Annotated in this window: 23 protein-coding genes and 1 tRNA gene; 8 read left to right on the top strand and 16 right to left on the bottom strand. The window is 40.6% G+C overall.

The window, feature by feature from the left end; translation table 11 throughout:
• Nucleotides 1–25: 25 nt before the first annotated feature.
• From rnc to ACOV1Q_RS01510, 3 genes are read right to left on the bottom strand one after another with little or no spacing between them, the layout of a single operon-like run.
• Nucleotides 26–772: a ribonuclease III gene (rnc, locus tag ACOV1Q_RS01500; RefSeq protein WP_424492667.1), complete on the bottom strand. Its 747-nt coding sequence runs from the start codon at nt 770–772 to the stop codon at nt 26–28.
• Between the two features lie 9 nt (nt 773–781).
• A complete protein-coding gene (gene fabF, locus ACOV1Q_RS01505; RefSeq protein ID WP_424492668.1) occupies nt 782–2,035 on the bottom strand; it encodes a beta-ketoacyl-ACP synthase II in 1,254 nt (417 codons plus the stop codon).
• A gap of 17 nt (nt 2,036–2,052) precedes the next feature.
• The gene (locus ACOV1Q_RS01510; protein WP_013069791.1) at nt 2,053–2,289 is read right to left on the bottom strand and encodes an acyl carrier protein; all 237 of its coding nucleotides are present in this window, start codon (nt 2,287–2,289) and stop codon (nt 2,053–2,055) included.
• Between the two features lie 147 nt (nt 2,290–2,436).
• On the opposite strand from ACOV1Q_RS01510, the gene purN reads away from it, so the two are divergent.
• From purN to ACOV1Q_RS01530, 4 genes are all read left to right on the top strand, one after another.
• A complete protein-coding gene (purN, locus tag ACOV1Q_RS01515; protein WP_424492669.1) occupies nt 2,437–3,036 on the top strand; it encodes a phosphoribosylglycinamide formyltransferase in 600 nt (199 codons plus the stop codon).
• Nucleotides 3,033–3,518 carry a ribonuclease HI gene (rnhA, locus tag ACOV1Q_RS01520; protein WP_424492670.1) on the top strand — a complete coding sequence of 162 codons (486 nt, stop codon included), beginning with the start codon at nt 3,033–3,035 and terminating at the stop codon, nt 3,516–3,518. Before purN ends, rnhA begins: the two co-directional genes overlap by 4 nt.
• A 127-nt stretch (nt 3,519–3,645) precedes the next feature.
• Nucleotides 3,646–4,569: a PfkB family carbohydrate kinase gene (locus ACOV1Q_RS01525; RefSeq protein ID WP_424492671.1), complete on the top strand. Its 924-nt coding sequence runs from the start codon at nt 3,646–3,648 to the stop codon at nt 4,567–4,569.
• 60 nt (nt 4,570–4,629) lie between these two features.
• Nucleotides 4,630–6,528 carry an amidophosphoribosyltransferase gene (locus tag ACOV1Q_RS01530; RefSeq protein WP_424492672.1) on the top strand — a complete coding sequence of 633 codons (1,899 nt, stop codon included), beginning with the start codon at nt 4,630–4,632 and terminating at the stop codon, nt 6,526–6,528.
• 424 nt (nt 6,529–6,952) lie between these two features.
• Here the strand turns inward: ACOV1Q_RS01530 and ACOV1Q_RS01535 are convergent, their stop codons facing one another.
• Complete coding sequence (locus tag ACOV1Q_RS01535) at nt 6,953–7,708, bottom strand: UDP-2,3-diacylglucosamine diphosphatase (RefSeq protein WP_424492673.1); 756 nt, start codon at nt 7,706–7,708, stop codon at nt 6,953–6,955.
• A 134-nt stretch (nt 7,709–7,842) separates the two neighbouring features.
• Here ACOV1Q_RS01535 and ACOV1Q_RS01540 point away from each other — a divergent pair, with 134 nt between their 5' ends.
• Nucleotides 7,843–8,796, top strand: coding sequence for a VOC family protein (locus ACOV1Q_RS01540; RefSeq protein ID WP_424492674.1), 954 nt, complete (start codon nt 7,843–7,845; stop codon nt 8,794–8,796).
• A 4-nt stretch (nt 8,797–8,800) separates the two neighbouring features.
• A complete protein-coding gene (locus tag ACOV1Q_RS01545) occupies nt 8,801–9,433 on the top strand; it encodes an alpha/beta hydrolase (RefSeq protein ID WP_424492675.1) in 633 nt (210 codons plus the stop codon).
• Here ACOV1Q_RS01545 and ACOV1Q_RS01550 read toward each other — a convergent pair.
• A complete protein-coding gene (locus tag ACOV1Q_RS01550; RefSeq protein ID WP_424492676.1) occupies nt 9,430–9,882 on the bottom strand; it encodes a 6-pyruvoyl trahydropterin synthase family protein in 453 nt (150 codons plus the stop codon). The genes ACOV1Q_RS01545 and ACOV1Q_RS01550 overlap by 4 nt on opposite strands.
• 223 nt (nt 9,883–10,105) lie before the next feature.
• Here ACOV1Q_RS01550 and ACOV1Q_RS01555 point away from each other — a divergent pair, with 223 nt between their 5' ends.
• A complete protein-coding gene (locus ACOV1Q_RS01555; protein WP_424492677.1) occupies nt 10,106–10,753 on the top strand; it encodes a 2OG-Fe(II) oxygenase in 648 nt (215 codons plus the stop codon).
• Here ACOV1Q_RS01555 and ACOV1Q_RS01560 read toward each other — a convergent pair whose 3' ends face one another.
• From ACOV1Q_RS01560 to ACOV1Q_RS01585, 6 genes are all read right to left on the bottom strand, one after another.
• On the bottom strand, nt 10,754–10,885 hold the full coding sequence (locus ACOV1Q_RS01560; RefSeq protein WP_424492678.1) for a hypothetical protein: 132 nt from the start codon (nt 10,883–10,885) through the stop codon (nt 10,754–10,756).
• Nucleotides 10,885–11,070: a hypothetical protein gene (locus ACOV1Q_RS01565; protein ID WP_424492679.1), complete on the bottom strand. Its 186-nt coding sequence runs from the start codon at nt 11,068–11,070 to the stop codon at nt 10,885–10,887. The genes ACOV1Q_RS01560 and ACOV1Q_RS01565 overlap by 1 nt, the downstream gene beginning before the upstream one ends.
• Nucleotides 11,071–11,099: 29 nt before the next feature.
• Nucleotides 11,100–11,291 carry a hypothetical protein gene (locus ACOV1Q_RS01570; RefSeq protein WP_424492680.1) on the bottom strand — a complete coding sequence of 64 codons (192 nt, stop codon included), beginning with the start codon at nt 11,289–11,291 and terminating at the stop codon, nt 11,100–11,102.
• Between the two features lie 4 nt (nt 11,292–11,295).
• Nucleotides 11,296–12,063, bottom strand: a complete 768-nt coding sequence (locus tag ACOV1Q_RS01575; RefSeq protein ID WP_424492681.1) for an enoyl-CoA hydratase/isomerase family protein — start codon at nt 12,061–12,063, stop codon at nt 11,296–11,298.
• 96 nt (nt 12,064–12,159) lie between these two features.
• Nucleotides 12,160–13,488: an MATE family efflux transporter gene (locus ACOV1Q_RS01580; protein WP_424492682.1), complete on the bottom strand. Its 1,329-nt coding sequence runs from the start codon at nt 13,486–13,488 to the stop codon at nt 12,160–12,162.
• 71 nt (nt 13,489–13,559) lie between these two features.
• Nucleotides 13,560–14,060, bottom strand: coding sequence for a GNAT family N-acetyltransferase (locus ACOV1Q_RS01585; protein ID WP_424492683.1), 501 nt, complete (start codon nt 14,058–14,060; stop codon nt 13,560–13,562).
• Between the two features lie 110 nt (nt 14,061–14,170).
• Between ACOV1Q_RS01585 and ACOV1Q_RS01590 the strand changes: the two genes are divergently transcribed.
• Nucleotides 14,171–14,244: transfer RNA gene (locus ACOV1Q_RS01590), tRNA-Ala, on the top strand.
• 190 nt (nt 14,245–14,434) lie between these two features.
• On the opposite strand, the gene ACOV1Q_RS01595 is transcribed toward ACOV1Q_RS01590, so the two are convergent.
• From ACOV1Q_RS01595 to ACOV1Q_RS01615, 5 genes are all read right to left on the bottom strand, one after another.
• Nucleotides 14,435–15,286 carry an alpha/beta hydrolase family protein gene (locus ACOV1Q_RS01595; protein WP_424492684.1) on the bottom strand — a complete coding sequence of 284 codons (852 nt, stop codon included), beginning with the start codon at nt 15,284–15,286 and terminating at the stop codon, nt 14,435–14,437.
• A complete protein-coding gene (locus ACOV1Q_RS01600; RefSeq protein WP_424492685.1) occupies nt 15,280–18,036 on the bottom strand; it encodes a PD-(D/E)XK nuclease family protein in 2,757 nt (918 codons plus the stop codon). Before ACOV1Q_RS01600 ends, ACOV1Q_RS01595 begins: the two co-directional genes overlap by 7 nt.
• Nucleotides 18,037–18,099: 63 nt before the next feature.
• Nucleotides 18,100–19,497 carry an OmpA family protein gene (locus ACOV1Q_RS01605; protein ID WP_424492686.1) on the bottom strand — a complete coding sequence of 466 codons (1,398 nt, stop codon included), beginning with the start codon at nt 19,495–19,497 and terminating at the stop codon, nt 18,100–18,102.
• 196 nt (nt 19,498–19,693) lie between these two features.
• Nucleotides 19,694–20,890 carry a glycine C-acetyltransferase gene (kbl, locus tag ACOV1Q_RS01610; protein ID WP_424492687.1) on the bottom strand — a complete coding sequence of 399 codons (1,197 nt, stop codon included), beginning with the start codon at nt 20,888–20,890 and terminating at the stop codon, nt 19,694–19,696.
• 30 nt (nt 20,891–20,920) lie between these two features.
• A complete protein-coding gene (locus ACOV1Q_RS01615; protein WP_424492688.1) occupies nt 20,921–24,067 on the bottom strand; it encodes a UvrD-helicase domain-containing protein in 3,147 nt (1,048 codons plus the stop codon).
• Between the last annotated feature and the right edge of the window lie 97 nt (nt 24,068–24,164).

Consider the following 24,164-nt stretch of genomic DNA (forward strand, 5'->3'; position numbering starts at 1 on the left):
ATAATACGAAAACGTTATAGTTTTGCTAAGAATCTGAAGTGTTTGGGATCTTAGTCTGGAATGCGTAATAGGCTCGCCTTGATGCTTTTTCTTCGGCTTTTTTCTTCGAAGTGGCTCGTGCCTTTGCCACCACCCGGTCTTCAATTCTAAGCTTCACCGCAAAATGTTTTATTTCATCCTTTCCGGTGTCTTCGTAAACTTCAAAGTTGAATTCCTTCTTCTCTTTTTGGCACCATTCAATCAATAAGCCTTTATAGCTTATCACGGTACCCTCCAGCTGCTCGATATCTACATAAGGTTCAATAACCCGTTCGTAGATAAACCTTTTACAATATTTGTAACCTCTATCAAGGTAGATCGCACCCACCAATGCTTCAAAAAGATTTCCATGAATGTTGACTCCAAATTGTTCGCTTGGAATATTGGTTTCAATATGACGGAGCAGGCCGAGATCCTTCCCAAGTTCATTCAGGTGCTTCCGACTTACAATTTTTGAACGCATCTTTGTGAGATATCCTTCATTTCCGCCGGGAACGGTTTTAAAGAGGTGAGATGCTATCACCGCACTAAGCATGGCATCTCCAAGAAATTCCATACGCTCGAAGTTCACGGCATTGCCTTCTTTGTCTTTTATATTTAAAGAACGATGCGTAAATGCCTTTTTGTAGTAGTTGATATTCTTAGGTTTAAAACCCACTATCTTGGTAATAGCAATAAAAAAATTCCCGCCTTTGGAAGAACGGGAATTTAATATATTTCGAATAACACTCATGAGATAGTTTTATTCGTCAAACTTTTTAAATAACACACAGGCATTATGACCTCCAAAACCAAACGTGTTGCTCATGGCCACTTTTACTTCCCGATGTTGTGCCTTGTTCAACGTTAAGTTCAATTCAGAATCTATGTTTTCATCGGGATTTTGATGATTGATGGTTGGCGGAATAATACCATGCTTCATTGCAAGAATGGAAGCGATAGCTTCAATAGCTCCGGCCGCACCAAGCAAATGCCCGGTCATAGATTTCGTTGAATTGATATTAATGTTTTTGGCGTGTTCTCCAAAGACTTTCTTGATCGCTTTCAATTCGGCTACGTCTCCTAAAGGTGTGGAGGTTCCGTGGGTATTTATAGCATCAACATCTTCGGGCTTTACACCGGCATTTCTCAGACAGTTTTCCATTACCGCTACCACTCCAATTCCTTCGGGATGTGGTGCTGTCATATGGTGCGCATCAGATGACAATCCGCCACCTGCTACTTCAGCATAGATCTTTGCTCCTCTTGCTTTTGCATGTTCATATTCTTCCAGAATAAGAGCACCTGCACCTTCTCCTAATACAAACCCGTCGCGGGTGGCATCAAAAGGTCTCGAAGCCGTTTCAGGACTGTCATTTCGGGTGGAAAGGGCATGCATTGCATTAAATCCTCCCATTCCTGCAGGAGCAACGGCAGCTTCAGATCCTCCAGTAACTATAATATCGCTGTACCCCAATCTAATGGTGTTCAAGGCATCAATTAAAGCGTTGGCAGCAGAAGCACAAGCAGATACCGTAGTATAATTAGGCCCCATAAATCCATGCTTTATGGAAATATTCCCCGGGGCTATGTCTGCGATCATTTTAGGAATAAAAAACGGATTGAACCGTGGGGTTCCATCGCCTTTACCAAAAGCAAGAACTTCGTCTTGAAAAGTTTCCAAACCTCCTATTCCTGCTCCCCAAATCACGCCTACACGAAGCTTATCAACTACGTCAAGATCTATTCCCGAATCCTTGATTGCCTCATCTGAAGCAACCATGGCATACTGCGCAAACTTATCCAGTTTTCGGGCTTCCTTTCGGTCAAAGAAATCTTCAACTTTAAAGTTTTTGATTTCACAAGCGAATTTAGTTTTGAATTTTTCCGTATCAAAATACGTAATAGGCGCAGACCCACTTTTTCCATTCTTAAGTCCGTCCCAATATTCTTCGATATTGTTTCCGATAGGGGTAAGTGCACCTAATCCTGTAACTACAACTCGCTTTAACTCCATAAGGGTATGTTAGATTTTTATTTTTTTGCGTCTTCGATATAAGAAATTGCCTGACCTACAGTAGCAATATTTTCTGCCTGGTCGTCCGGAATTTGAATATCGAATTCTTTTTCGAATTCCATGATCAATTCAACAGTGTCTAATGAATCAGCGCCCAAGTCGTTGGTGAAGCTAGCTTCGTTTACTACTTCGTTCTCGTCAACTCCTAATTTGTCAACGATAATCGCTTTTACTCTTGATGCAATGTCTGACATAATATTTAATTTTAAATTTTAATTAAGTGGCAAAAATAAAAAACTTTATTTTAAAACCTGTTTTTACTAGAAAAATGTGAAGTTAAATTACGCAATTTCACTGAAACCCTTTAATTTTACTTGCTAATAAATGTTAACAGCTCCAGTTTGACCACTCCACCACAATCATCCTCTAAAAGAATCGTGATTTTTGCTTCCGGTTCGGGGACGAACGCAGAAAACATCATTAGGTATTTTAAAAAGAATAGCAAAGCTGAAGTAAAAGCGGTTTTTTCCAATAAACGTTCCGCTAAGGTGCTAAAAAGGGCATTTGAGCACGAGATTCCGGCGCTGCATTTTGACCGCGAAGCTTTCTATGAGACCAATGAAGTGCTTAACGTACTGAAGGATATTAATCCCGATCTTATTGTACTTGCCGGTTTCCTTTGGGTTTTTCCCGAAAAGATCCTGAAACAATTCCCTAACAAGGTCGTTAATATTCACCCTGCATTATTACCAAAGTACGGCGGAAAAGGAATGTATGGAATGAACGTTCATGAAGCTGTTCGCACGGCAAAAGAGGTAGAAAGTGGTATTTCCATTCATTATGTAAACGAGAATTATGACGAGGGCGAGCTTATATTCCAGGCGACCACCCCGGTAAAACCTGAAGACAGCGCTGAAGATATCGCTGAAAACATCCACAAACTTGAATACGAGCATTTCCCAAAAGTGATAGAAAAAATCCTTTATTCTTCCGAAGAATGACAGATGCGCAGGTGCATATTTATACCGATGGTGCTGCCAGGGGAAATCCCGGTCCCGGCGGTTATGGCATCGTGATGGAATGGGTGGGAAAGCCTTACAAAAAGGAGTTTTCCAAGGGTTTTAAACATACCACAAATAACCGTATGGAATTACTGGCGGTCATTGACGCTTTAAAAAAGCTAAAAAAACCAGGCATTTCTGTAGTGGTCTTTACAGACTCCAAATACGTGGTAGACTCAGTGCAAAAAGGCTGGCTTTTCAACTGGGAGAAAAAAGGATTTAAAGACAAGAAAAATCCCGATCTCTGGAAGGAGTTCTTAAAAGAATACCGGCAGCACAAAGTTCATTTTAAATGGATAAAAGGCCATAACAATCACAGGCAAAATGAACGCTGTGATGCCCTGGCCGTGGCAGCTTCTAAAAGCAAAAGATTGCTTATAGACACAGGCTTTGAAGGAGATGGAACGAGTCTTTTTTCCTGAACCTCACCCTGTGATGTACCCATAAAAGTAAGAAAAAAGGTTGTAAAATAGGACTTCAGTTTTATGATTTTATGCCAGACTACCTTTTAACTTTCCTTATATTTGCACCTCATTCTTAAAAATTCTTATGAGCAAATTATTAATAGTGGGAACCGTAGCTTTTGATGCTATTGAAACCCCTTTTGGTAAAACAGATAAAATCCTGGGAGGCGCCGGTACATATATAGGACTTTCGGCAGCGCAATTTGATATTGAAACTTCAGTAGTTTCCGTAGTAGGTGAAGATTTCCCTCAAGAATATCTCGATCTTATGACCGATAGAAATATTGACATCTCCGGAATTGAAGTAGTTAAAGGAGGAAAAACATTCTTTTGGAGTGGAAAATACCACAACGACTTGAATTCAAGAGATACGTTGGATACACAGTTGAATGTACTGGCAGATTTCCAACCGGTGGTACCCGAAGATTTCAAATCTCCTGACATCGTAATGCTTGGTAACCTCCACCCGTTGGTACAGCTTAGCGTTCTCGAGCAACTGGAGCGTCCAAAACTTGTGGTGCTTGACACCATGAATTTCTGGATGGACAACACCTGGGATGATCTTATGAAGGTAATTGCCAAAGTGGATGTTGTCACCATTAATGATGAAGAGGCACGCCAGTTAACCAATGAACATTCCCTTGTAAAAGCTGCAAGAAAGATTGCAGAAATGGGACCTAAATACGTGGTGATCAAAAAAGGGGAGCACGGTGCCCTTTTATTCCATAACGAACAAATTTTCTTTGCTCCAGCCTTACCTCTGGAAGAAGTTTTTGACCCAACTGGCGCCGGTGACACTTTTGCTGGCGGATTTACGGGATACCTGGCGCAAACCGGTGACATCTCCTTTAAAAATATGAAGAATGCGGTAATTTACGGCTCAAACCTCGCTTCTTTTTGTGTTGAAAAATTTGGAACCGAGAGAATGGTTGAATTAAATAAAGATGAGATTCACCAGCGCCTAGAAGATTTCAAAGCTCTTACGCAATTCCAGATAAAATTAACTTAACGCCCTGTAATCCCAGGGCTTTTTTTGTGACAAACACGAATATATTAAGAAGGACATTTTATGAGTGATGCTATAAAACACGAATGCGGAATCGCACAGTTAAGGCTTTTAAAACCTCTGGAATATTATAAAGAGAAATATGGTACGGCTTTCTACGGCGTAAATAAAATGTATTTAATGATGGAAAAGCAGCACAACCGCGGACAGGATGGTGCTGGTTTTGCAAGTATTAAATTAAATACAACTCCCGGAGATCGCTATATTAGTCGGGTGCGTTCTAATGCCACTCAACCTATTCAGGATATTTTTGCGCAAATTAATGCCCGTATCAATGAAGAAATAAATCTTCATCCTGAATATGCCGATGATGTCGCGCTACAGAAAAAGCATATTCCTTACATAGGAGAACTTTTTCTGGGTCATGTACGGTACGGCACTTTTGGGAAAAACAGCGTGGAAGCCGTTCACCCTTTCCTTCGGCAGAACAACTGGATGCACCGTAATCTTATTGTTGCAGGAAATTTCAATATGACGAATGTTCATCAGCTCTTCAACAATCTTGTAGAACTGGGACAGCACCCCAAAGAAAAAGCCGATACTGTCACCGTAATGGAAAAGATAGGGCATTTTTTGGATGACGAGGTGAGAAAACTTTATAAAAAGCTAAAAAATGAAGGCTATTCTAAAGTAGAGGCTTCGCCCCTAATTGCAGAACAATTAAAAGTATCAAAGATCCTGAAAAAATCTTCTAAGAATTGGGACGGTGGCTATGCAATGGCCGGTCTTCTGGGCCATGGAGATTCTTTTGTTTTGCGCGATCCTGCGGGAATTCGTCCTGCATACTATTACAAAGATGATGAAATTGTAGTGGTAGCTTCAGAAAGACCTGTGATCCAAACAGTATTCAATGTAGATTTTAACGCTGTACAAGAATTGCCTCCGGGGCACGCCATTATTACCAAGAAAAGTGGCCAGGTCAAAATCAAGAAGATTATTGAACCCCTGGAAAGAAAAGCCTGTTCTTTTGAACGCATTTATTTTTCCCGCGGAAGTGACGCCGAGATTTACAGTGAGCGTAAAATGCTGGGTAAATTGCTGATGCCCGAGGTTTTGAAGGCAATAAATCACGACACGATCAACACCGTTTTTTCATTTATTCCAAACACTGCGGAAACTTCTTTTTATGGAATGGTGGAAGCGGCGCAGGATGAATTGAATAAACAAAAGAATGATACCATCCTGGCCGAAAAAGAAACTCTAACGGATTCTCGTTTAAAGCAGATTCTTGATCATCGTCTAAGAACCGAAAAAATTGCCATTAAAGATGCGAAATTAAGAACCTTCATTACTGAAGACAGCAGCCGTGATGATCTTGTTGCCCATGTGTATGATGTGACCTATGGCGTAGTTAAGCCCGAGGATAACTTGGTGATCATTGATGACAGTATCGTGCGGGGAACCACGCTTAAGAAAAGTATCATAAAAATGATGGACCGGTTGAACCCGAAAAAGATCATTGTGGTTTCTTCTGCACCTCAAATCAGGTACCCCGATTGCTACGGAATAGATATGGCAAGACTGGAAGATCTTGTAGCATTTAGAGCAGCTCTGGAACTTCTGGAAGAGAATGAAAAATCAGGCATTATTGAAGAAGTTTATAAAAAATGCCTGCAACAGGTGCACCTGGAGGATAAAGAAGTAAAGAACTTCGTAAAGGAAATCTACGCTCCTTTTAGTCCAGAACAAATCTCAGATAAAATAGCCGATTTGCTGAGTGAAGAAAGTGTAAAAGCAGAAGTGAAAATCATCTATCAATCTATAGAAAATTTGCACCAGGCCTGTCCGCAGAATTTAGGTGACTGGTATTTCACAGGAAACTACCCTACTTTTGGAGGAAACCGGGTTGTAAACCGGGCCTTTATTAACTTCTTTGAAGGCAATAAAGATCGCGCTTATTAAAGATAGCACATTAGGTTCAGGTTATATTTCGCACATTTGAAAAAGATTTTGTGTTGTTTATCCAGAATCCTTGTAGTTCATCTAAAAAATAAGTGAGGCTGGTTATTATTACCTACTTTAGCAGAGCCATAACATAAGTAGGTTAAGTTCATGGTAGATTTGGGGCAAAAAAGGTGGAGCTATCCACCTTTTTTATTTTCTATACTTTCCTGATTTTCAAATCTTCCCTGTCACAGGTTTTTATTAAAAATCTTCGTCAAAAACACCATTTTTGGAGAGCTAAAAATCTCCAATCCCTCTGAATTTTTATTTTTGAATTACCTCAGTACTTCTACATTTTCAAAAGAAGAATAAGTTTTTAGAAGGCGTGCTGAAAATGTCATTTTTAGAACCTCAATCAGAGTTAAGTCCAAAAAGGGTATTTTTAGCTAATTTTCTGGAGCCTGGTAACTTCCCCATCAAAAACGGCATAGGTATAATGGTTAATCCAGTCGCCGGTGTTGATATAGGTAGATTTTTCATTTAAAGAAAACTCCATAGGTAAATGCCGGTGACCAAAGAGAAAATAATCGTAATGTTTCTTTTCCAGTTTTCTCCTGCAGTACTGAATGAGCCATTCTTTATCTTCCCCTAGAAACTCCATATCTTCTTCTCCTGAAATCGCTTTGTTTTTGACGGAAAAATATTGTGCCAGCGGTACACCAAGATCGGGATGCAGCCAGCGGTAAAGCCATTTAGAAAAAGGATTGGTAAATACCTTTTTCATGCGTTTATAACCTTTGTCTCCCGGGCCCAATCCATCGCCATGACCCACCAGGAAATTTTTTCCGTTGAATTCAAATTCCTGAGGTTGATGAAAAACCGGGATATTCAGTTCTTCCTGAAAATAGTCATTCATCCAGAGATCGTGGTTTCCCACGAAAAAATAAACAGGAATTCCGCTGTCTTTAATTTGAGCCAGCTTTCCCAGCGTACGCACAAAGCCTTTAGGCACCACGTGCTTGTATTCAAACCAAAAGTCAAAAAGATCTCCCAACAGGAAAATGGCAGCCGCATCGTCTTTGATCTCCTCAAGCCATGCCACAAATTTCTCTTCGCGAGGTTTACTTTCAGCAGCAGTTGGTGCTCCAAGATGATTGTCACTGGAGAAATAGATTTTTTTACCTTCCGGAATATTCATTTTAAACATTTCTGGGTGTAAAGATAGAAGTAAAATCCCGAAAAGGGAAAATGCTGCATTCAATCATAAAGAGAAGCGCAATCAGCTTTTGATTTTTCAGTAAAAGAAGCCTATCTTTAGTAAAAAACAATGCTATGGCAAATTTGATTACCGGCATTCATCATATTACTGCGCTTGCCGGTGAACCTCAAAGAAATCTAGATTTCTACACCGGCATTCTGGGGCTGCGAATGGTAAAAAAAACCGTGAATTTTGACGCTCCCGATGTATATCATTTTTACTACGGAAACGAAACAGGAGCGCCCGGTTCTATCCTTACCTTTTTTCCTTATGAGGGAATTCGCCGCGGTCGTCATGGAAAAGGAATGCTCAACGTCACCACCTTTTCGGTTCCTATAGGTTCTATTGAATACTGGGAAAATCGCCTGAAGAAATTTAATATAACCCACAAACCGGCACAGGATCGATTTGAAGGGGAAGCGTTTATTTACTTTGAAGATCCCGATGGACTAGGATTGGAGCTGGTTTTTAACGATAGAGATACGCGCCCTGGATTTTCTTATGGCCCAATTCCTTTAGAACATTCCATAAAAGGCTTCTACAGCGCCGAAATCGCACAGGAAGGTTATGAACGCACCGCCGGCTTACTTACAGAAGTTATGGATCATCAGCTTATTTCTGAAAAAGGAAACCGCTTCAGGTTTGCAGCTACAGATGCACCCGGCAATTATATTGACATTGTATGTTCACCCGATGGGCTTCGCGGACTGGGCGGCGGCGGAACCGTTCATCATATCGCCTTTAACACGGCCAATGCTGAATCTCAACAGGAAGTGCGCGACAAGATATTTAAAAGAGGTTTAAACCCTACTCCTGTGCTCGACAGGCAGTATTTTGAATCTATTTATTTCAGGGAGCCCGGCGGCGTTCTTTTTGAAGTCGCCACTGCCGAACCTGGCTTTGCCATAGATGAATCCCCAGAACATTTGGGGGAGGAATTAAAACTTCCGTCACAATATGAATCGCGCAGAGAACAAATAGAATCCGCAGTCAAACCCGTTCGTTTAAACCTGGAAAAATTTAAATAAAAAGATGCACAAGAAGGAATTAATAACCGCAGGCAAATCAATAGAGGAAGCAGATAAAGCTTTGATCATGATCCACGGTCGTGGAGGATCGGCAGAAGATATCCTTACCCTGGCAGAGCACTTTGACGTAAAAGATTACGCCCTGGTTGCGCCCCAAGCCTACAACAACAGCTGGTACCCGCTCTCTTTTATGGCTCCCGAAAAGCAAAATGAACCCTGGCTCTCTTCTGCCCTGGAACTTCTGAAAGAAACTGAAGCCGAACTCAACAGCAAGGGAATTCCTTCAGAAAACATCTATTTTTTCGGGTTTTCTCAAGGTGCCTGTTTGACTATAGAATACATCACCAGAAACGCCAAAAAATATGGAGGTGCCGTAGCCATCATCGGCGGACTCATTGGGGAGACGATCAATACCGGAGATTATATTACAGATTTTGATCATACACCTGTCTTTATTGGCACTAGCAATCCAGACACGCATGTGCCACTGGAGCGGGTAGAACGCAGCGTAGAGATCCTGAAAAACAAAAATGCTGAAGTCCTTTTTGAAGTTTTCGAAAATGCCGGTCACACCATCCTGCAACAGGAAATAACCATTGCAAATAATTTCATTTTTAAGAGACCTGTAACTCCTTAAGAATTATCTGAAGCGTACCATTCTGCATAAGAAGTTTCCGTTTCCTGGAGTTTCAGGGAAAACAGCTCAATAGGCGCGGGAAGCCGGTTTTTGATCTTTTCGGCAAAATCCTGTATCATATTTTCGCTCGTAGGCTGGTAATCTACCAGAATTACGTCGTGTCCTCTTGATTTCAGCTCGTCGGCAAGTTCAATATGAGGTGTATTCTTGTTAAAAACGGTTGCATGATCAAAAACGTCCACAATTTCCTGTTTCACCATCTTCTTTAGATCACCAAAATCAATGACCATTCCCAGTTTGACATTCGTTTCATCTGTCACCGGTTCGCCAATTACCGTCACCCACAGTTTATAACTATGCCCATGAACATTTTTGCATTTCCCGTCATACCCGTAGAGAGCGTGCCCGGTTTCAAAGGAAAACTGCTTGGTGATTCTTACTTTTGACATTTGATTTACTTTAAGGCTGTAAAGGTATTAAATAAGGTCTCAAAAAGAGGGTTGAGAAGAGCGATTTTATTCAGCTTTACCATTCAAAAAGGGCATTTACGACTCCTATTCTGTCAAAATAAGAGCTTCAGAATGAAATATAAACCTCATTTCAGAAAATCATAAAAGAAGAACATCGCTTTGCAAAAAGTACTACATTCGCACGATTTTTTTAAATTGAACTATGGTGGAAAACGAATTATTTGAGCAGGTAAATTTTGTGGAGAATCCGCTGTATGAAAAGGTCATTTCAGATCTTCTGGAGCAGCAATATTCCGTCGTTGAAGATTTTTTTGAGCTTTCTGAAGTTGAAATGCTACGGAATTCCCTTCTCGAAAAATATGAAGAAGACAACTTTAAAAAAGCAGCGATTGGGAACCATGTGAACGAGGTAATCGAAAAAGCCGTTAGAGGAGACTTTATTTTATGGTTGAATGAAGCCAGTGCCGGCGATGCAGAAAAGGTATTTTTCAACAAGATTAATAAATTTGTTGATTACCTGAATAAAACCTGCTTCCTCGGAATCCTTCACAAGGAATTTCACTTCGCGCTCTATCCTGAAGGAACTTTCTATAAGCGCCACCTGGATACTTTTCAGAATGACGACCGCAGAAAACTCTCTATGGTTTGCTACCTCAACGAGCAAGACTGGAAGCCTGAATATGGCGGGGAATTAGTAATTTATAAAGAAGAAAACGGCGTGGAAGTTCCAAAAACCATTTATCCCTTTCCCGGGAGAGTGGTGATTTTTGAAAGCCAGGTGTTGGAACACGAAGTAAAACCTGTAAAGACCGAACGTCTTAGCATCACCGGCTGGCTCAAAACCCGGTAATTACTTTTTGAATTTCTTATAAAATACGACGGCTATTAAGGCAATTGCCAGCAAAAGCCAAAAGCCGTAGCCGCTCAAGAATGTAAGAAGTTCAAAGGTTTCTTCGTTTACTGGTACGTCATCCTGTTGCATTAGTTCATCCGGTTTTTTTCATGTCTTTTTCTCCAGCTGTAGCGGGAATAGAGAAAAACACCCAATACGATCAGGATTCCAAGTAGATACGGCCAGTTTTCACCAAGAAATTCCATGAGGGTGTAGCCCCATTCCTCTTCAGAAGTTGTTTGTGTATCCCTTGGTAAATGTTCCTGTGGCGCCATACCTTATGCTATTTAGCTGTATTGTAAAACTACAATTCCTCAAGAGATTTTCTTGCTTTTCTTTTCTTAATAAAAAGATAAACAGCACCTGCTGTCAATAACACGAGGAAAGCCATAATTTGCCAAAAGTAGGTGTGCCCAAAATAGCCAACTGCATAACCCATTTTGTAAGGAATACTTTGCGAAACCTCTTCTGACACCTGTAATAATAATACTGTCATCTTACTATTTTTTAAATTTATTAAGTGCCTCCTTTGTGAATTCTGAAAGCACCAGTTCTCCTGAAACAGCAGCTTGTTCCGGCAGGAGCGTATCCCAGTTTTCAGTTCCTTTCCATAGGGCTTTTTTCATTTCATACAATGCCTGCGGATTGTATGATGCCAGCTTTTCAGAAAATATTTCTATCTCCTTATCCAGGTCTTTTATATCTTCAAAAACACGGGCATACAACCCTTTTTCCTTGGCCCAGTAGGCATTTTTCCATTCGTGGCCTGCAAGCGTCAATTCTCCTAAAGCAGCAACTCCCATTTTTCGTTCTACTGCGGGAGCAATGACAAAAGGACCAATCCCAATACTTAATTCTGAAAGTTTTATAGCTGCTTGTTCAGTCGCCATACAGTAATCACAGGCTGCCGCAAGTCCTACTCCGCCACCCACAGTCTTCCCCTGGATGCGTCCAATGATTAATTTCTTACAGGTACGCATCGCATTGATTACGTTAGCAAAACCTGAGAAGAACAGCTTTCCTTCCTGCATGTTACCAATTGCGAGTAACTCATCAAAAGAAGCACCGGCGCAAAAAGCACGTTCGCCTTCAGATTTCAGGATGATCAAATTTACCGCATCGTTTTCAGATAACTTCTGAATCTCCTTTTCCAGTCTATGCAGCAGTTCCGAAGGGAAAGAGTTACTGGCGGGATGTCCAAATTCAAGGCTGGCGATACCATTGACAATATTGGTAAATAAACTTCCGTTTTCGCGGGTAGTAGTCATAGAATTAATGAGTTTGTTCCAAAGTTAAAAATAAAGGCCAGACATGAAACTCTGATGTTCCAAAAATGGCATTTTATTCATTCTTTTAAGAATGTATCAAACTTCCTTCTGAAGATATTTCCTTCGGAACTTAAATACGAGTCCGCCGCTGCGAATAAGCATCCAAACAAAAAAAGCGGTCCAGATGGCGTGTAATTTCCAGCCAAGATAATCTGTAAGCAATAAAACGGGGACAAATCCCATGAAAGTAGCCGCCAGGAGTAGATTTCGAAGGAATTTTGCTTCTCCCAGTCCTTTAAAGATGCCGTCAAACATAAAAGCAATCGCATTTACCGGTTGCATAAGCAGAACAATCCAAAAAACCGAAGAAAACAATACTAAAACCGAAGCTTCCTTGTTGAAAATCCAGCCAATTTCATTGTAAAATAGTGCACAGATTCCGACAAGAATGAGCGAGATCAAAACGGCGTATTTACTGATCTTTTTACTTAGTTGCCACAGGTTCTTATAATCTCGTGCGCCTAAAAGTCGACCGCCAATGGCATTTCCCGCGTTGGCATAACCATCGATAAAGAAGGAGAAGAACAGCCAGATATTCATGAGGATGCTTTGTGCTGCAATGTAATTTTTGCCATAATCTGTTGCGTAGGCATTGGCGAGATAAATGGCGAAATTTAGTGCTGCCGTTCGAACAAATAGGTTTGCAGCCATGAGTAAGAGTCCGCTCATCTGCGGATTAATATTCCTACTAAATTTGAGATGGAAAGGCGTTTTTTTAAAGAAGAACCAAAGCGCCATTACCAGCATGGTTGCCTGCGCAGCAAGGCTGGCATAAGCAGCTCCCGCCAAATGCATTGCAGGAATATAACCTTCAATTCCGTAGACCAGCAAGTAATCCAGAACTACGTTTACCGCCGCGCCCGTTAAACTGCATTTCATCGCCCATAAGGTGTTCTGCAGCCCTCGAAATACCCCGAAAATGGCAAAGGTAACGAGGGTTAAAGGATAGCCTAGTGCCCTTATCTGGTAATATTCTTCAGAATATTCGAGTATAAGACCTTCGGCATTGTAAGCACTGAAAATCACATCGGCAAAGAAAGCCGTTACCCCATAAATGACAAGGCTAAACAGGAAATTAAAATAAATCGCCTGTGGAATTAATGTTTTTACCGCATGAAGCCTGCTGGCACCCAGGTGCTGGGAAACAATGGCAGAGATCGCCGTTTTTGTCTGCGCCACGATCCAGATGATCGCCGAAAGAAATGAACCCACGATTCCCGCTGCCGCCAGAGCTTCTATGGAATTTTCTTCTACGTTTCCAATTACAGCAATATCTGTAAGGGAAATAAGAGGTTCTGCAATCCCGGCTATGATTGCGGGAATTGCAATTCGATTGATGTTCCTAAAACTTACGGAAGATTCCAAATTTCGGCTTTTGCAGCCGCAAAGATAGAATCCTTAAGCTTAAATTCAGAATGTCGATGGAAGCAATTTATTTACAATTTCAGCTCATAGCAATAGAAAGGATACTCGCTTTGCTTTGGAAAATATATATTGCCCAAACGTTTATAACCTCTGGCTTCATAAAATTTTTGATTCCGGAGATTCTGGCTGAAGGTGTCCAACCGTACAGAATTGTAACGATTATTGCGTGCGAAAGTTTCTGCGAAATCCATTAAAAGCTGCCCGTATCCTGTCCCCCACACGACTGGATGCGTAGCAAGCCTGTGTACATATAGGTTTTCTTGGTTGGGAGTGAGCCACTCTATGGGGATATACTCCTCATCCATCTCTGGCGTCAAAACAATGATTCCAAGAATTCCTTCTTTTTCTTTTAAAACGTATAATTGTTCCTTTTCAATATCATTGGCAAGCCTTTCCTTGGAAGGATAATGTTCATTCCATTGAAAAATGCCTTTTTGCTGCATCGCCACGGCGCAAGCCTCGGTTAAATTTTTAATTTCGGTTAATTCTAAAGAATTGGCTAACTGGATCATTTCTGCTATTTAGGTGTCAAAAATAATTTATACAATGAAGAAAACCCTTTCCTTGTATAGATTATTTTGGTACATTTGCCTCGTTGAATTTTGAAAATTCAATGCCGTATGGGGGATTAGCTCAGCTGGCTAGAGCGTTTGGCTGGCAGCCAAAAGGTCATCGGTTCGACTCCGATATTCTCCACATCAAGAAAGCCTGTTAATAGCGGGCTTTTTTTATTTTCATACTTTTCCTGATTGTGATTTTTCAGAATTCATCATTTTCTTGCCCTTTTTCAATATTTTGTGTTCGACAACAGTCTTTGGAACCACAGTTTCTTCAGAGAAAAAAACTCTAAAACAGCATTTTAGGAATCTAAATTATTACAAACCTACTACTCCCGAACGAACTGCGTTACCCTTGCCACAATCTTTTTAAAAGCATCTGGTAATCCTTTTTCACTCCATGGATGGATTCCTTCAAAAACATGGTTACTGCCCTCCAGAAGAAATAATTCAGCATTTGGGTTCCATTCTTTAAGATGTTGTGCGTTATCAACGTTTACTGTGGGATCTGCGGTTCCATGAATGATGAGGAAAGGAATTTCCAACTGTTTTGCCGCCCTGGAGATCGTGAGCCTCTCTTCATTTTCTTTAAAATTGGTATAAAAACTATATAAATGGGGCATTTGCTGTTTGGTGCGGCTGTTTTCAACATAGGCGATGCCATTTTCTTTCCATGCCTCCAGCTCGGGTCCGGAAGGAAACCTGTTTCCGAAATCACTTATGGATGCCAGGGTGATAAGCTTTGTCACGCGATCATCTTCGGCAGCTTTCACAGTCACCGTACCACCGCCCCGGGAATGGCCAATCAGTGAGATGCTCGAAGTATCTGCATAAGGTTTATGTGGAAAATCTTTTCCGCTCACCCAATCCAGCACCACATCAAGATCGTCCAGTTCTTTTAAAAAGGTGTTCTCACTAAATGCATCAAGATCGGGAAAATCTATGGGCTGCTCCAAAGTTCCTCCGTTAAAGGAAAAATTGAATTTGATTAGCATAAACCCATTCCCTGCGAACTCCTCTGCCATTAAATTCCATGTACCCCAATCTTTAAAACCTTTATAGCCGTGACAAAAAATGAGAACCGGCTTTTTCTCTTCTTTTTCTGAATAAAATACATCTGTGACTACAGGACGTCCATGCTTTCCTTGCAATGGAATGTTCTTTATCTTCTTAATTACCATGTTTGTGAGGGAATTTCTTTCTCCAGAAAAGGTATTTCCGGATCACATATTTCTGTTATTAATTTCTTTAATTCTGCCCGATATGCCTCCAATACGTTCTCATCAATATCGGGATCTTTTTTTGCCCAGGCGCCAGGCTTATCTTTTTTAGAATACTTCAAAAAGCCATTTTGAAGGTTTTTAAAAGAAATAATTCCTGCTTCTACAGGCTCATTAAAAGCTTTTTCAGCGTTCAGCATGCAGGCATAGCTTAATATCTGAAAAGTTTTGCCATACTTGTTATAATCGCTCGTTAAATCTTCCCAGTCAACGATCTCTACCTGGTTTTGATTTACATTTCCCGTTTTATAATCAATAATGCGCTTCTTTCCGTTCAAACAATCATAACGGTCTACTTTTCCGCGTAAAAAAACAGGAAAATCCAGCTCCTCAATGGGGATTTCGGTTCTGAGGTCACTTTCCACTTCCAAGATTTTCAGGATATTTCCATCTTTTAGAAAATTCATATCCATTTTCAGAAGATTGATGACATACCTTTTGGCCACTTCAAAAATGAGAAGGTTTTTGCCCTTTTTGAGAGGTTCTTTGGTGTAGGTTTTCTGAAACTGTACAGCAACTTCTGCAGGCGTTCTTTTGACTGCTTCTTTAAGTTTATCCATAGTGAGTTCTTCTCCTATCCAGTTTTTATAAAAGGTTTCCAGCGTATCATGCACTACCGTGCCCAGGGTATTATAGGCGATGGTTTCTTCCACCTCATCTTTTTCCTTGATTCCCAGGATGTATTGCCTATAGAAATCAATGGGATTTCTTATATATGTAGTGAGCGCAGAGGGTGAGAACCCGCGGTCCGCAAGCTGCTTAAGCTTTTCAAGTATCTCCTCATTTTTCTCCACCTGCTGTAGCTTTCTCCCTATTGCAGGCACTTTTGGTGCCACCGTTATTTTTTTCATGTTGTGAGCCTCCTGTTTTTCCATTTCGAGTTGCAACAAAAAGCGACTTTTTTCCCCTGCACTTAGTCCGTCGCTCTCGGTGTTGTAAAGCAGCTGAACGTTTTTCGCTCTTTGCAGGAGGTGGTAAAAATGGTAGGTATATACCGCATCTTTCTCCTTGTAGGTTGGTAAATCGTAAGAGCATTTAAGATCATAAGGAATAAAGGAATTACTGCTCTTCCCGGCCGGTAAGACTCCTTCGTTTACAGACGTAATAATGACGTTCTCGAAATCAAGTCCACGTGATTCCAGCATTCCCATTAGCTGAAGCCCCGTGAAAGGTTTTCCATGGAAATCTACTGTTTGGCTAGCCAGAAGCTCTTTAAAAATAGTGTATAAGGTTTTGATCGATCTCACGTGAGAATAGGTCTCCAGCAGATTCGTAAGCTTATTGAACAGCAAATGGTATTGGTAAAGAAATTCCAGGGTGAGTTGATCTTTCTCCTTGTCAAGACTTCCCTTTATCTCGAAAATCAACTTCTGAAACTGAGAAATGGCAAAATGCGGATCGTCTTTCCAGTCTTCAAAGCACAGACTGAAAATTTTTGAATATTTTTCAGGAATAAAGCTAAGCAGCTTGGCAGTAGAAAAATAAACCAGGTTGTCCTGTTGAATCTTTCCTGAAATTTCCTTCGAAAACCCAAAGGTTATTTTCTGGACCAAGGGGTGGTTGCTAATCCCAATGACATCTTTGAAATAAAGCTCGTGTTTTTTATGAGTATGTACCCTCAATAATTCTTCGAATAATGAAGTCACAGGTGCCGCATTTAGCGGGAAACCCATGGTGACATTAATTTCTTCCACGTTTTGAGGCAAAGAATTCAATACTGGCAGCAGCAGCGATTCATCTCCAAGAACAACAGCTGTTTTCCTCATTTCTTCCGGACTTAAATTCGCAAGAAGTTCGCCCACGTATTTCGCCTGCCCAATATTTCCAGGAACAGCCGTCATTTGGATGTTTTTGCTTCCGCTGAAATTACGGGAAACAAATTCAAAATTCTTATCCTGGTACATTGGCCAATCTCTTTTATACCTGCGCATAAACAGGGAAGCATCATGCTGCGTATCTTTTAAAAAGACCTCATCAATGTCCCAAAAAATTTGCGCCACACCCAAAGATTCCATTTTTTGGAGGATCTTTTGTTCCGCATTGTTTAGTGCGTTAAAACCAAGGAATATATGTGGGTTCTTATGATCTTCTACATATTTTTCAATTCCTTCTGATGCCCTGCGATAAACCATCCCCTGATATGCCATTTTTCGCTGCTCCAAAGAGGCTCTTAAAGCTTCGTAGTATTCAGGAAGCTTCTGCCAAAAACTTAAGTAGTTCTCCATTAGAGAAGTCTTCTCCTTTTGCGCAGACCAGTGATTTATCTCCTGAATATCTGACAAATAATTAAAAAAAGGCTTATAATCAATCAGGTACCTGTCAATTTCATTAAAATCGTATAGGAGAGTTTGCGCCCAGGAGGAGAAGGTGTCGAAATTTTCAATTTTATCTTTAGGTGTGCATTGCAGATAAACTGAATAGAATTCAAATAAAGCAGTTGTATTATCTATAGCTTTTAAACCAGACATTTCTTCTGAAAATTCTTCAATGCTAAACACTTGGGGAGCGAAAGAAGGATTTTCAGAAAGTTTGGCGAGCTCTGTGATTAAAAAAGAACCTGCTCGTTTGCTGGGCAGAATAAAGGTATGATTGGCAAGAGATTTATTTCGAGAAAGTAGTTCCTGTAGAACCTGGGTAATAAATGGTATCATAGTATAAAAATAAAAAACGCCCCGACGTATCGGAGCGTTTTCTACAAAAAGATTTATTCTTTTCTAGTTGTTCATATTCATTTCATCTGTGGATTCGCCCTGCTCACCTTCAAGTGAAATTTCCACTCTTCGGTTTTGCTGTCTTCCTTCACTTGTACCGTTCGTAGCTATTGGCTGACTTTCCCCATAACCGGTCGCTGAAATCCTGTCTCGTGAAATTCCTGCCTCCACAAGGAAGTTCATCACAGCTTCTGCACGCTCTTGAGAAAGTTGCTGGTTATATGACTCAGCTCCAGTACTATCAGTATGACCTTCTATGTGGAAATCTGTAGTTGGATATTCTTCCATGATATCTGCAATTGCCTGCAAAGTCTCTTCAGATTCACCACGAAGTGTTGCTTTATTCAAGTCGAATAAAATTGTTCTTGAATATTCGTTCAATTCATTAATAACCTCTACAGTTGGTTCAGGACACCCATTGTTTTCAACAGTTCCCGCTACTTCTGGACATTCGTCCTCTTCGTTCACCACACCATCATTGTCATTATCCATATAAGGACAACCGTTGTTATCTGCTGGTCCTGCTTCGTTAGGACATTCATCCTCACTGTCTCTTACCCCGTCGCCATCGGCATCAGGACAACCGTTCATTGCAACAGTTCCCGCTACTGTAGGACATTCATCCTGTGGATTAGGAATCCCGTCCCCGTCGGTGTCAGGACACCCATCGAACTGAGCTAAACCGGCTTCGTTAGGACAAGCATCCATTCTGTCTGCAATACCATCACCGTCAGAATCAGGACAACCATTGAATTCTGGAAGACCGGCTACTTCAGGACATTCGTCATTCTTGTCGTAAATCCCATCGCCATCAGTATCCATACCACCAAAAGCAATTTTGATTCCCGCAACATGCTGGAAATGAGAATTGAAATCATCCTGAAACGCATGCTTGTAAACAGTTTGTACTGAAAGTGCTATATTATCTGAAAACCAGAAGTTAAGTCCAACTGTACCATCAAGGGTTGCAGCTCCTTCATCGTCAACCCACGAATAACCACCACCGGCACCAACGAATGGATCAAACCACCCTGCATTGGCATCGTTTCTAAAACTGTAGTTAAAAGTACCGTCTAACGAATAATAAGTAAGTCGGTCCCAACTGTCATCACCGAATCTCTCGATCATGTTCACAGATCCTGCACCTTCAAAATAAAAGCCTCCTCCTATATTTCTCGCAACCGAAAGTCTTGTAAAACCTGGAAGTATGTTCCAATGATCACCAACATTAAAAAAGTCTTCAAAATAACCTCCTAAAGGAGCATCTTCACCTGTAGGGTAAAAATCCACGGCGTTCATACCTATTCCTATCGCCCAGGGATTATTTTCATCCTGCGCCTGAACAGCTGTAAAGCTCAGCATAAAAAACGCAGCCAATAAAAAAGTGTTTAAATGTTTCATATCTAAATGTTTAAATTCAATTGGGTTAGTTGAAACAAAAGTAGGCTGATATTCATTAGCGGCAAAGCTTATAATAATAAAGTTTTCTTAATATCTCAATATTTACGGGGCTTTACAGAACATTTCTCATTTAAAATCTAAATATTTTCATAAATTTATAAATCTTTCAAAACCTTCTAAAAGCCCAATTTCCTTCTTAAGAGATAACATCGAGCTCTTTCCCAACTTTAACAAAAGCTTTAATAGCAGCATCTAAATGTTCTTTTTTATGGGCCGCTGAAAGTTGTACTCTAATTCTTGCTTTGCCTTTTGGAACCACGGGATAGAAAAAGCCAATTACGTAAATCCCTTCCTCCAAAAGCCTGTCGGCCATATCCTGCGAAAGTTTGGCGTCATATAACATTACCGGTACAATTGCGGCATCCCCATCAATGATATCAAAACCGGCATCTTTAATCCCCTTTTTGAAGTACCTGGTATTTTCTTTCAGCTTATTTCTCAAAGAACTATCTGTAGACAGCATTTCAAATACCTTAATAGAAGCACCTACAATAGCCGGTGCCAGGGAATTTGAAAAAAGATAAGGTCTTGATCTTTGCCGCAGCATTTCAATAATCTCTTTCTTACCGGTAGTATAACCTCCCATGGCACCACCAAGAGCTTTTCCGAGGGTACCTGTTATAATATCTATTCGGTCCAGCACTCCTTTTTCCTCAAGAGTACCAATTCCATTTTCTCCAATAAAACCTGTTGCATGGGCTTCATCTATCATTACCAGCGCGTCATACTTATCTGCCAAATCGCAAATTTCATCAAGCGGTGCAACTAACCCATCCATAGAAAACACACCATCGGTCACAATGATCTTAAAGCGCGCTCCATCTTCATTAGCCTTTTTTAACTGCTTTTCTAGATCGTCCATGTTGTTGTTCTCATAGCGATAACGCGCAGCTTTGCAAAGCCGAACTCCGTCAATAATAGAGGCGTGGTTAAGCGAATCAGAAATTATAGCATCTTCTTTTGAAAACAAAGGTTCAAAAACACCCCCATTGGCGTCAAAGGCGGCGGCGTAGAGAATGGTATCTTCAGTTTTGTAGAAATCGGCTATTTTCCCTTCCAGTTCCTTGTGAATATCCTGCGTTCCACAAATAAATCGAACGCTGCTCATTCCGAAGCCATGTGTATCCATTGTATCTTTTGCCGCCTGGATGACTTCAGGATGAGAGGAAAGCCCTAAATAATTATTGGCGCAAAAGTTAATCACCTCTTTTCCCCCCTGGATGGTGATCGCCGCACCTTGCGGAGAAGTAATGATGCGCTCCTTTTTATAAAGGCCTTCTTCCTTTATTTCTTCTATTTCTTTCTGTAAATGATCTTTTATTTTTCCGTACATGATTCTGTTTTTTACAAAATTACACTTCTTTTAAACAACGCTTACCGTGACCTGCCGGTTAATATAAATAAGAACCCGGCTCTCTACCTCAAACCCCATTGCCGTAAGCACCTGCGCATAACTGTTAATCTGTGATTTGTGGCTCTCACTTGCTTCACCGGTCTTGTAATCAATTATGTTTACTTTATTTTCATTAAATACAAGCCTGTCTGGCCTTAATATGGTTCCGTTTTCGGTAATGATATCACGCTCATTGTAGACCACAAGTTCGGGTTCAAAAAATTTCTTTAATTCAGGATGCTCCACCACTGCCATTATTCCGGCTGTTACTTCTTCTTCATCATTATTTTGAAAAAGTCCTTCTTCCCGCGCCTCTGCAATGGCTCTTGGAACATCTTTTTTAGTCTTTATTCTGAAGAAAATATCATGCACCAAATGCCCTTTTTCGATAGCCTGCGCCTGGGAAGAATCCCAAAGCAAACCCGATTTTGTTATTATAGAAACGGCATTGCTTCCTGTTGGTGAGGAATAGTATTTTTCCTGTTGATAATTATTATTCTCTTCTATTTCTTCTGAAACCGGAAGATCTTCCCTGCTTCCAAATTCATATTCATGACTTTCATCCCATTTCCCAATCGATTTAAGCCATGATATAAATAAGCCGGAAAATTTATTCAGATTTTCTTTGCCCTTGTTTAATTCATATTTTGAAATAATATATAACTGCTTCACCGGGCGGGTAAGAGCCACGTAAAGTACATTTAGCGCATCCAGCTGACTGTAATGACAAAGATTCTCGTATAAAAGTGAAGGCTCCTCGCCCCATTGCAGCATATCTTTGGAAGCTTTTAAATATCCCACAGGAATTTCTTCACTTAAAGTTTCAGGAATATCCATCCACAAAGATTCCCGGGCGACATCTGTGATATTACTGTTCGCAAACGGGAAAATCACAATTGGAAATTCCAAGCCTTTGGCTTTGTGAATGGTCATAATTTGCACTGCATCTTTATCTGGCGAAGCGGCGATGCTTTTTCTATCCTTTTTATGCTCCCACAGTTCCAAAAATTCAAAAATTCCGTGGTTTTCTTTTTGAGAAACTTCGTAGACATAATCCAGGAATGACTGCACATACGCATCTGAAGACTGTACCAAATTGAACTTTCTTATAATATATTCCACAGCCTCATACAAAGAATAATCTGTCACCTGTTCCAGGTTGAACTCTATCCCGAAGGTTTTGAGGCTATTGAAGAAGTGCTGATGATCAAGATCCAGCCTTTCTTTGATGAATTTATAAGCATTTCCTGGCGCTATAAGGTTTTCCACAAGGTAGTCGAGAATAACCAGCTTCAGGTTTTTATCCAGTCCGTCAAGGGAAAACCGTAAAACAGCGGTTATAAAGTTCACTTTTGGAGACTGGGAAAGTAAAAGGCTTTCCGCAGATATTACCGGCACTCCATTTTCACTTAACAAAGAAGCGATCGCTACACCTTCTTTTTTCCTTCGGGTAAGAATGCAAATATTACTCAGCGAAACTTTCTTTTCCTGCAGGTCTTTTATGATCTCCAACACCTTCTCGGGATAAACCTGCATCTCTTCTTCGGCATTTTCAGCTTCAATAAAAGAAAGATTCACGTAACCTCCCTCCGACTTTTTCGGTTCCTGGGAAGCTGTTTCCTTAAACAATTTTTGATGCTCCAGATTTGAAAAACAAGATGATGAAAATTGAAAAAAGTCATTATTGAAATCTACGACCTGTTTCGAACTTCGGTAGTTATGCGGCAGTAAAACCACTTCCTTATTCTCCAGGTTGAACGGATTTTTGCTTCCGCAGAGCGCCATGAATTGCTCTGCTTTTCCACCACGCCATCTGTAAATACTTTGTTTTGCATCTCCCACCAGCGTAAGGCTGCCATGTTCTCCCTCTTCATGTATTGTCGTTAAGGTATGATTTACCAACGGAATAATATTTTCCCATTGCATTTCACTGGTGTCCTGGAATTCGTCTATAAAATAATGCCGGTAACGCTCCCCGAGACGCTCATAAATAAAAGGAGCGGGTTGATCTTTTACCGCGCCGGAAATGGTAGCGTTGAATTCTGATATCATCACGATAGAACGCTCTTTTTTGATCATGGCCACCTCCTCCTGAATGGCACGTAACAAGGAAAGCGGAGTAAGGTTTTTCTCAACAGCCGCGAAATATTGAAGTTTCGTAATATATCTCTTCGCCTCATTAAAGAGCGAAGCAACTTCTGGCTGCAGGCGATCCAGGATGATCTTTTTGTCTTCGCTTAGTTTCTTTGCATATAAAGGTTCATCTGCAATGCCCAGCTGCCATTTTGCATCGAAATCTACCTTAAAATTTTTATTTTGAAGTTTTAGGAAGAAATTAGGGCAACTACCTCTATTAAAATCTGAATTTTCGAGTCCGTTGCTTTGCAGCAGCTCAAAAAAACGGTTGGAAGTCTCCACCACCCCCTCTTCAAAAAGGGCATTTTGATTCCTTATTTCAGAATCGAGCGAGTCAAAATCTTTAAGTTTTTTGTTTTTCAGTAACTGCAGAAAAGCCTGATTATCTTCAGCGTTCAGCAATTCTGCGATCTTATAAAGGTCTTTTGCAATGTCCCAGCTTTTATCCTCATCGGTCTTACTGAGTGAAAAGTTGATAAGAACTCTGGTAAGTTCCTTATCTTCCCCGGCTTTATTGATCAATCGCTCCACGGCCTCCTGTAGTACTTCGGCGGTGTTCAATTCCACCTCAAAATTGAGGGGCAGGTCAAGATCTTTGGCAAATGTTCTCAAAACCCGGTGCGTAAAACCATCTATGGTAGAAACTTCAAAAGCTGCGTAATTGTGAATGATATTCTTTAGGATATTATGACTGCGGCCTCTGACTTCGGAAGCAGAAAAGCCAGTTTCCTCACAAATAATTTTCAGAAGCGGCTGAAATTTCTGCGGAACAGGATCTTTAGAAAATGCATAAAGATTATCTACGATCCTGGATTTCATCTCCTCTACCGCTTTGTTGGTAAAAGTAATGGCCAGAATATTTTTATAGGCATCGGTTCTGGAAGAGGAAAAAAGGAGCAATAAATACTCTTTTACGAGGGTAAAAGTCTTCCCCGATCCTGCGGAAGCATTGTAAATGGTAAAGGAATTCTCTTTCTTCAAGCTATTTTTTTTACTAAAATATAAAATCCTTTTCTGGTTCTATGGAACCGCCTGATTTTCTTTCGGATTCATCAAAATCCCGGCATAATTTATTATG

It is taken from the genome of Salinimicrobium maris, assembly GCF_049680855.1.
GTDB lineage: Bacteria > Bacteroidota > Bacteroidia > Flavobacteriales > Flavobacteriaceae > Salinimicrobium.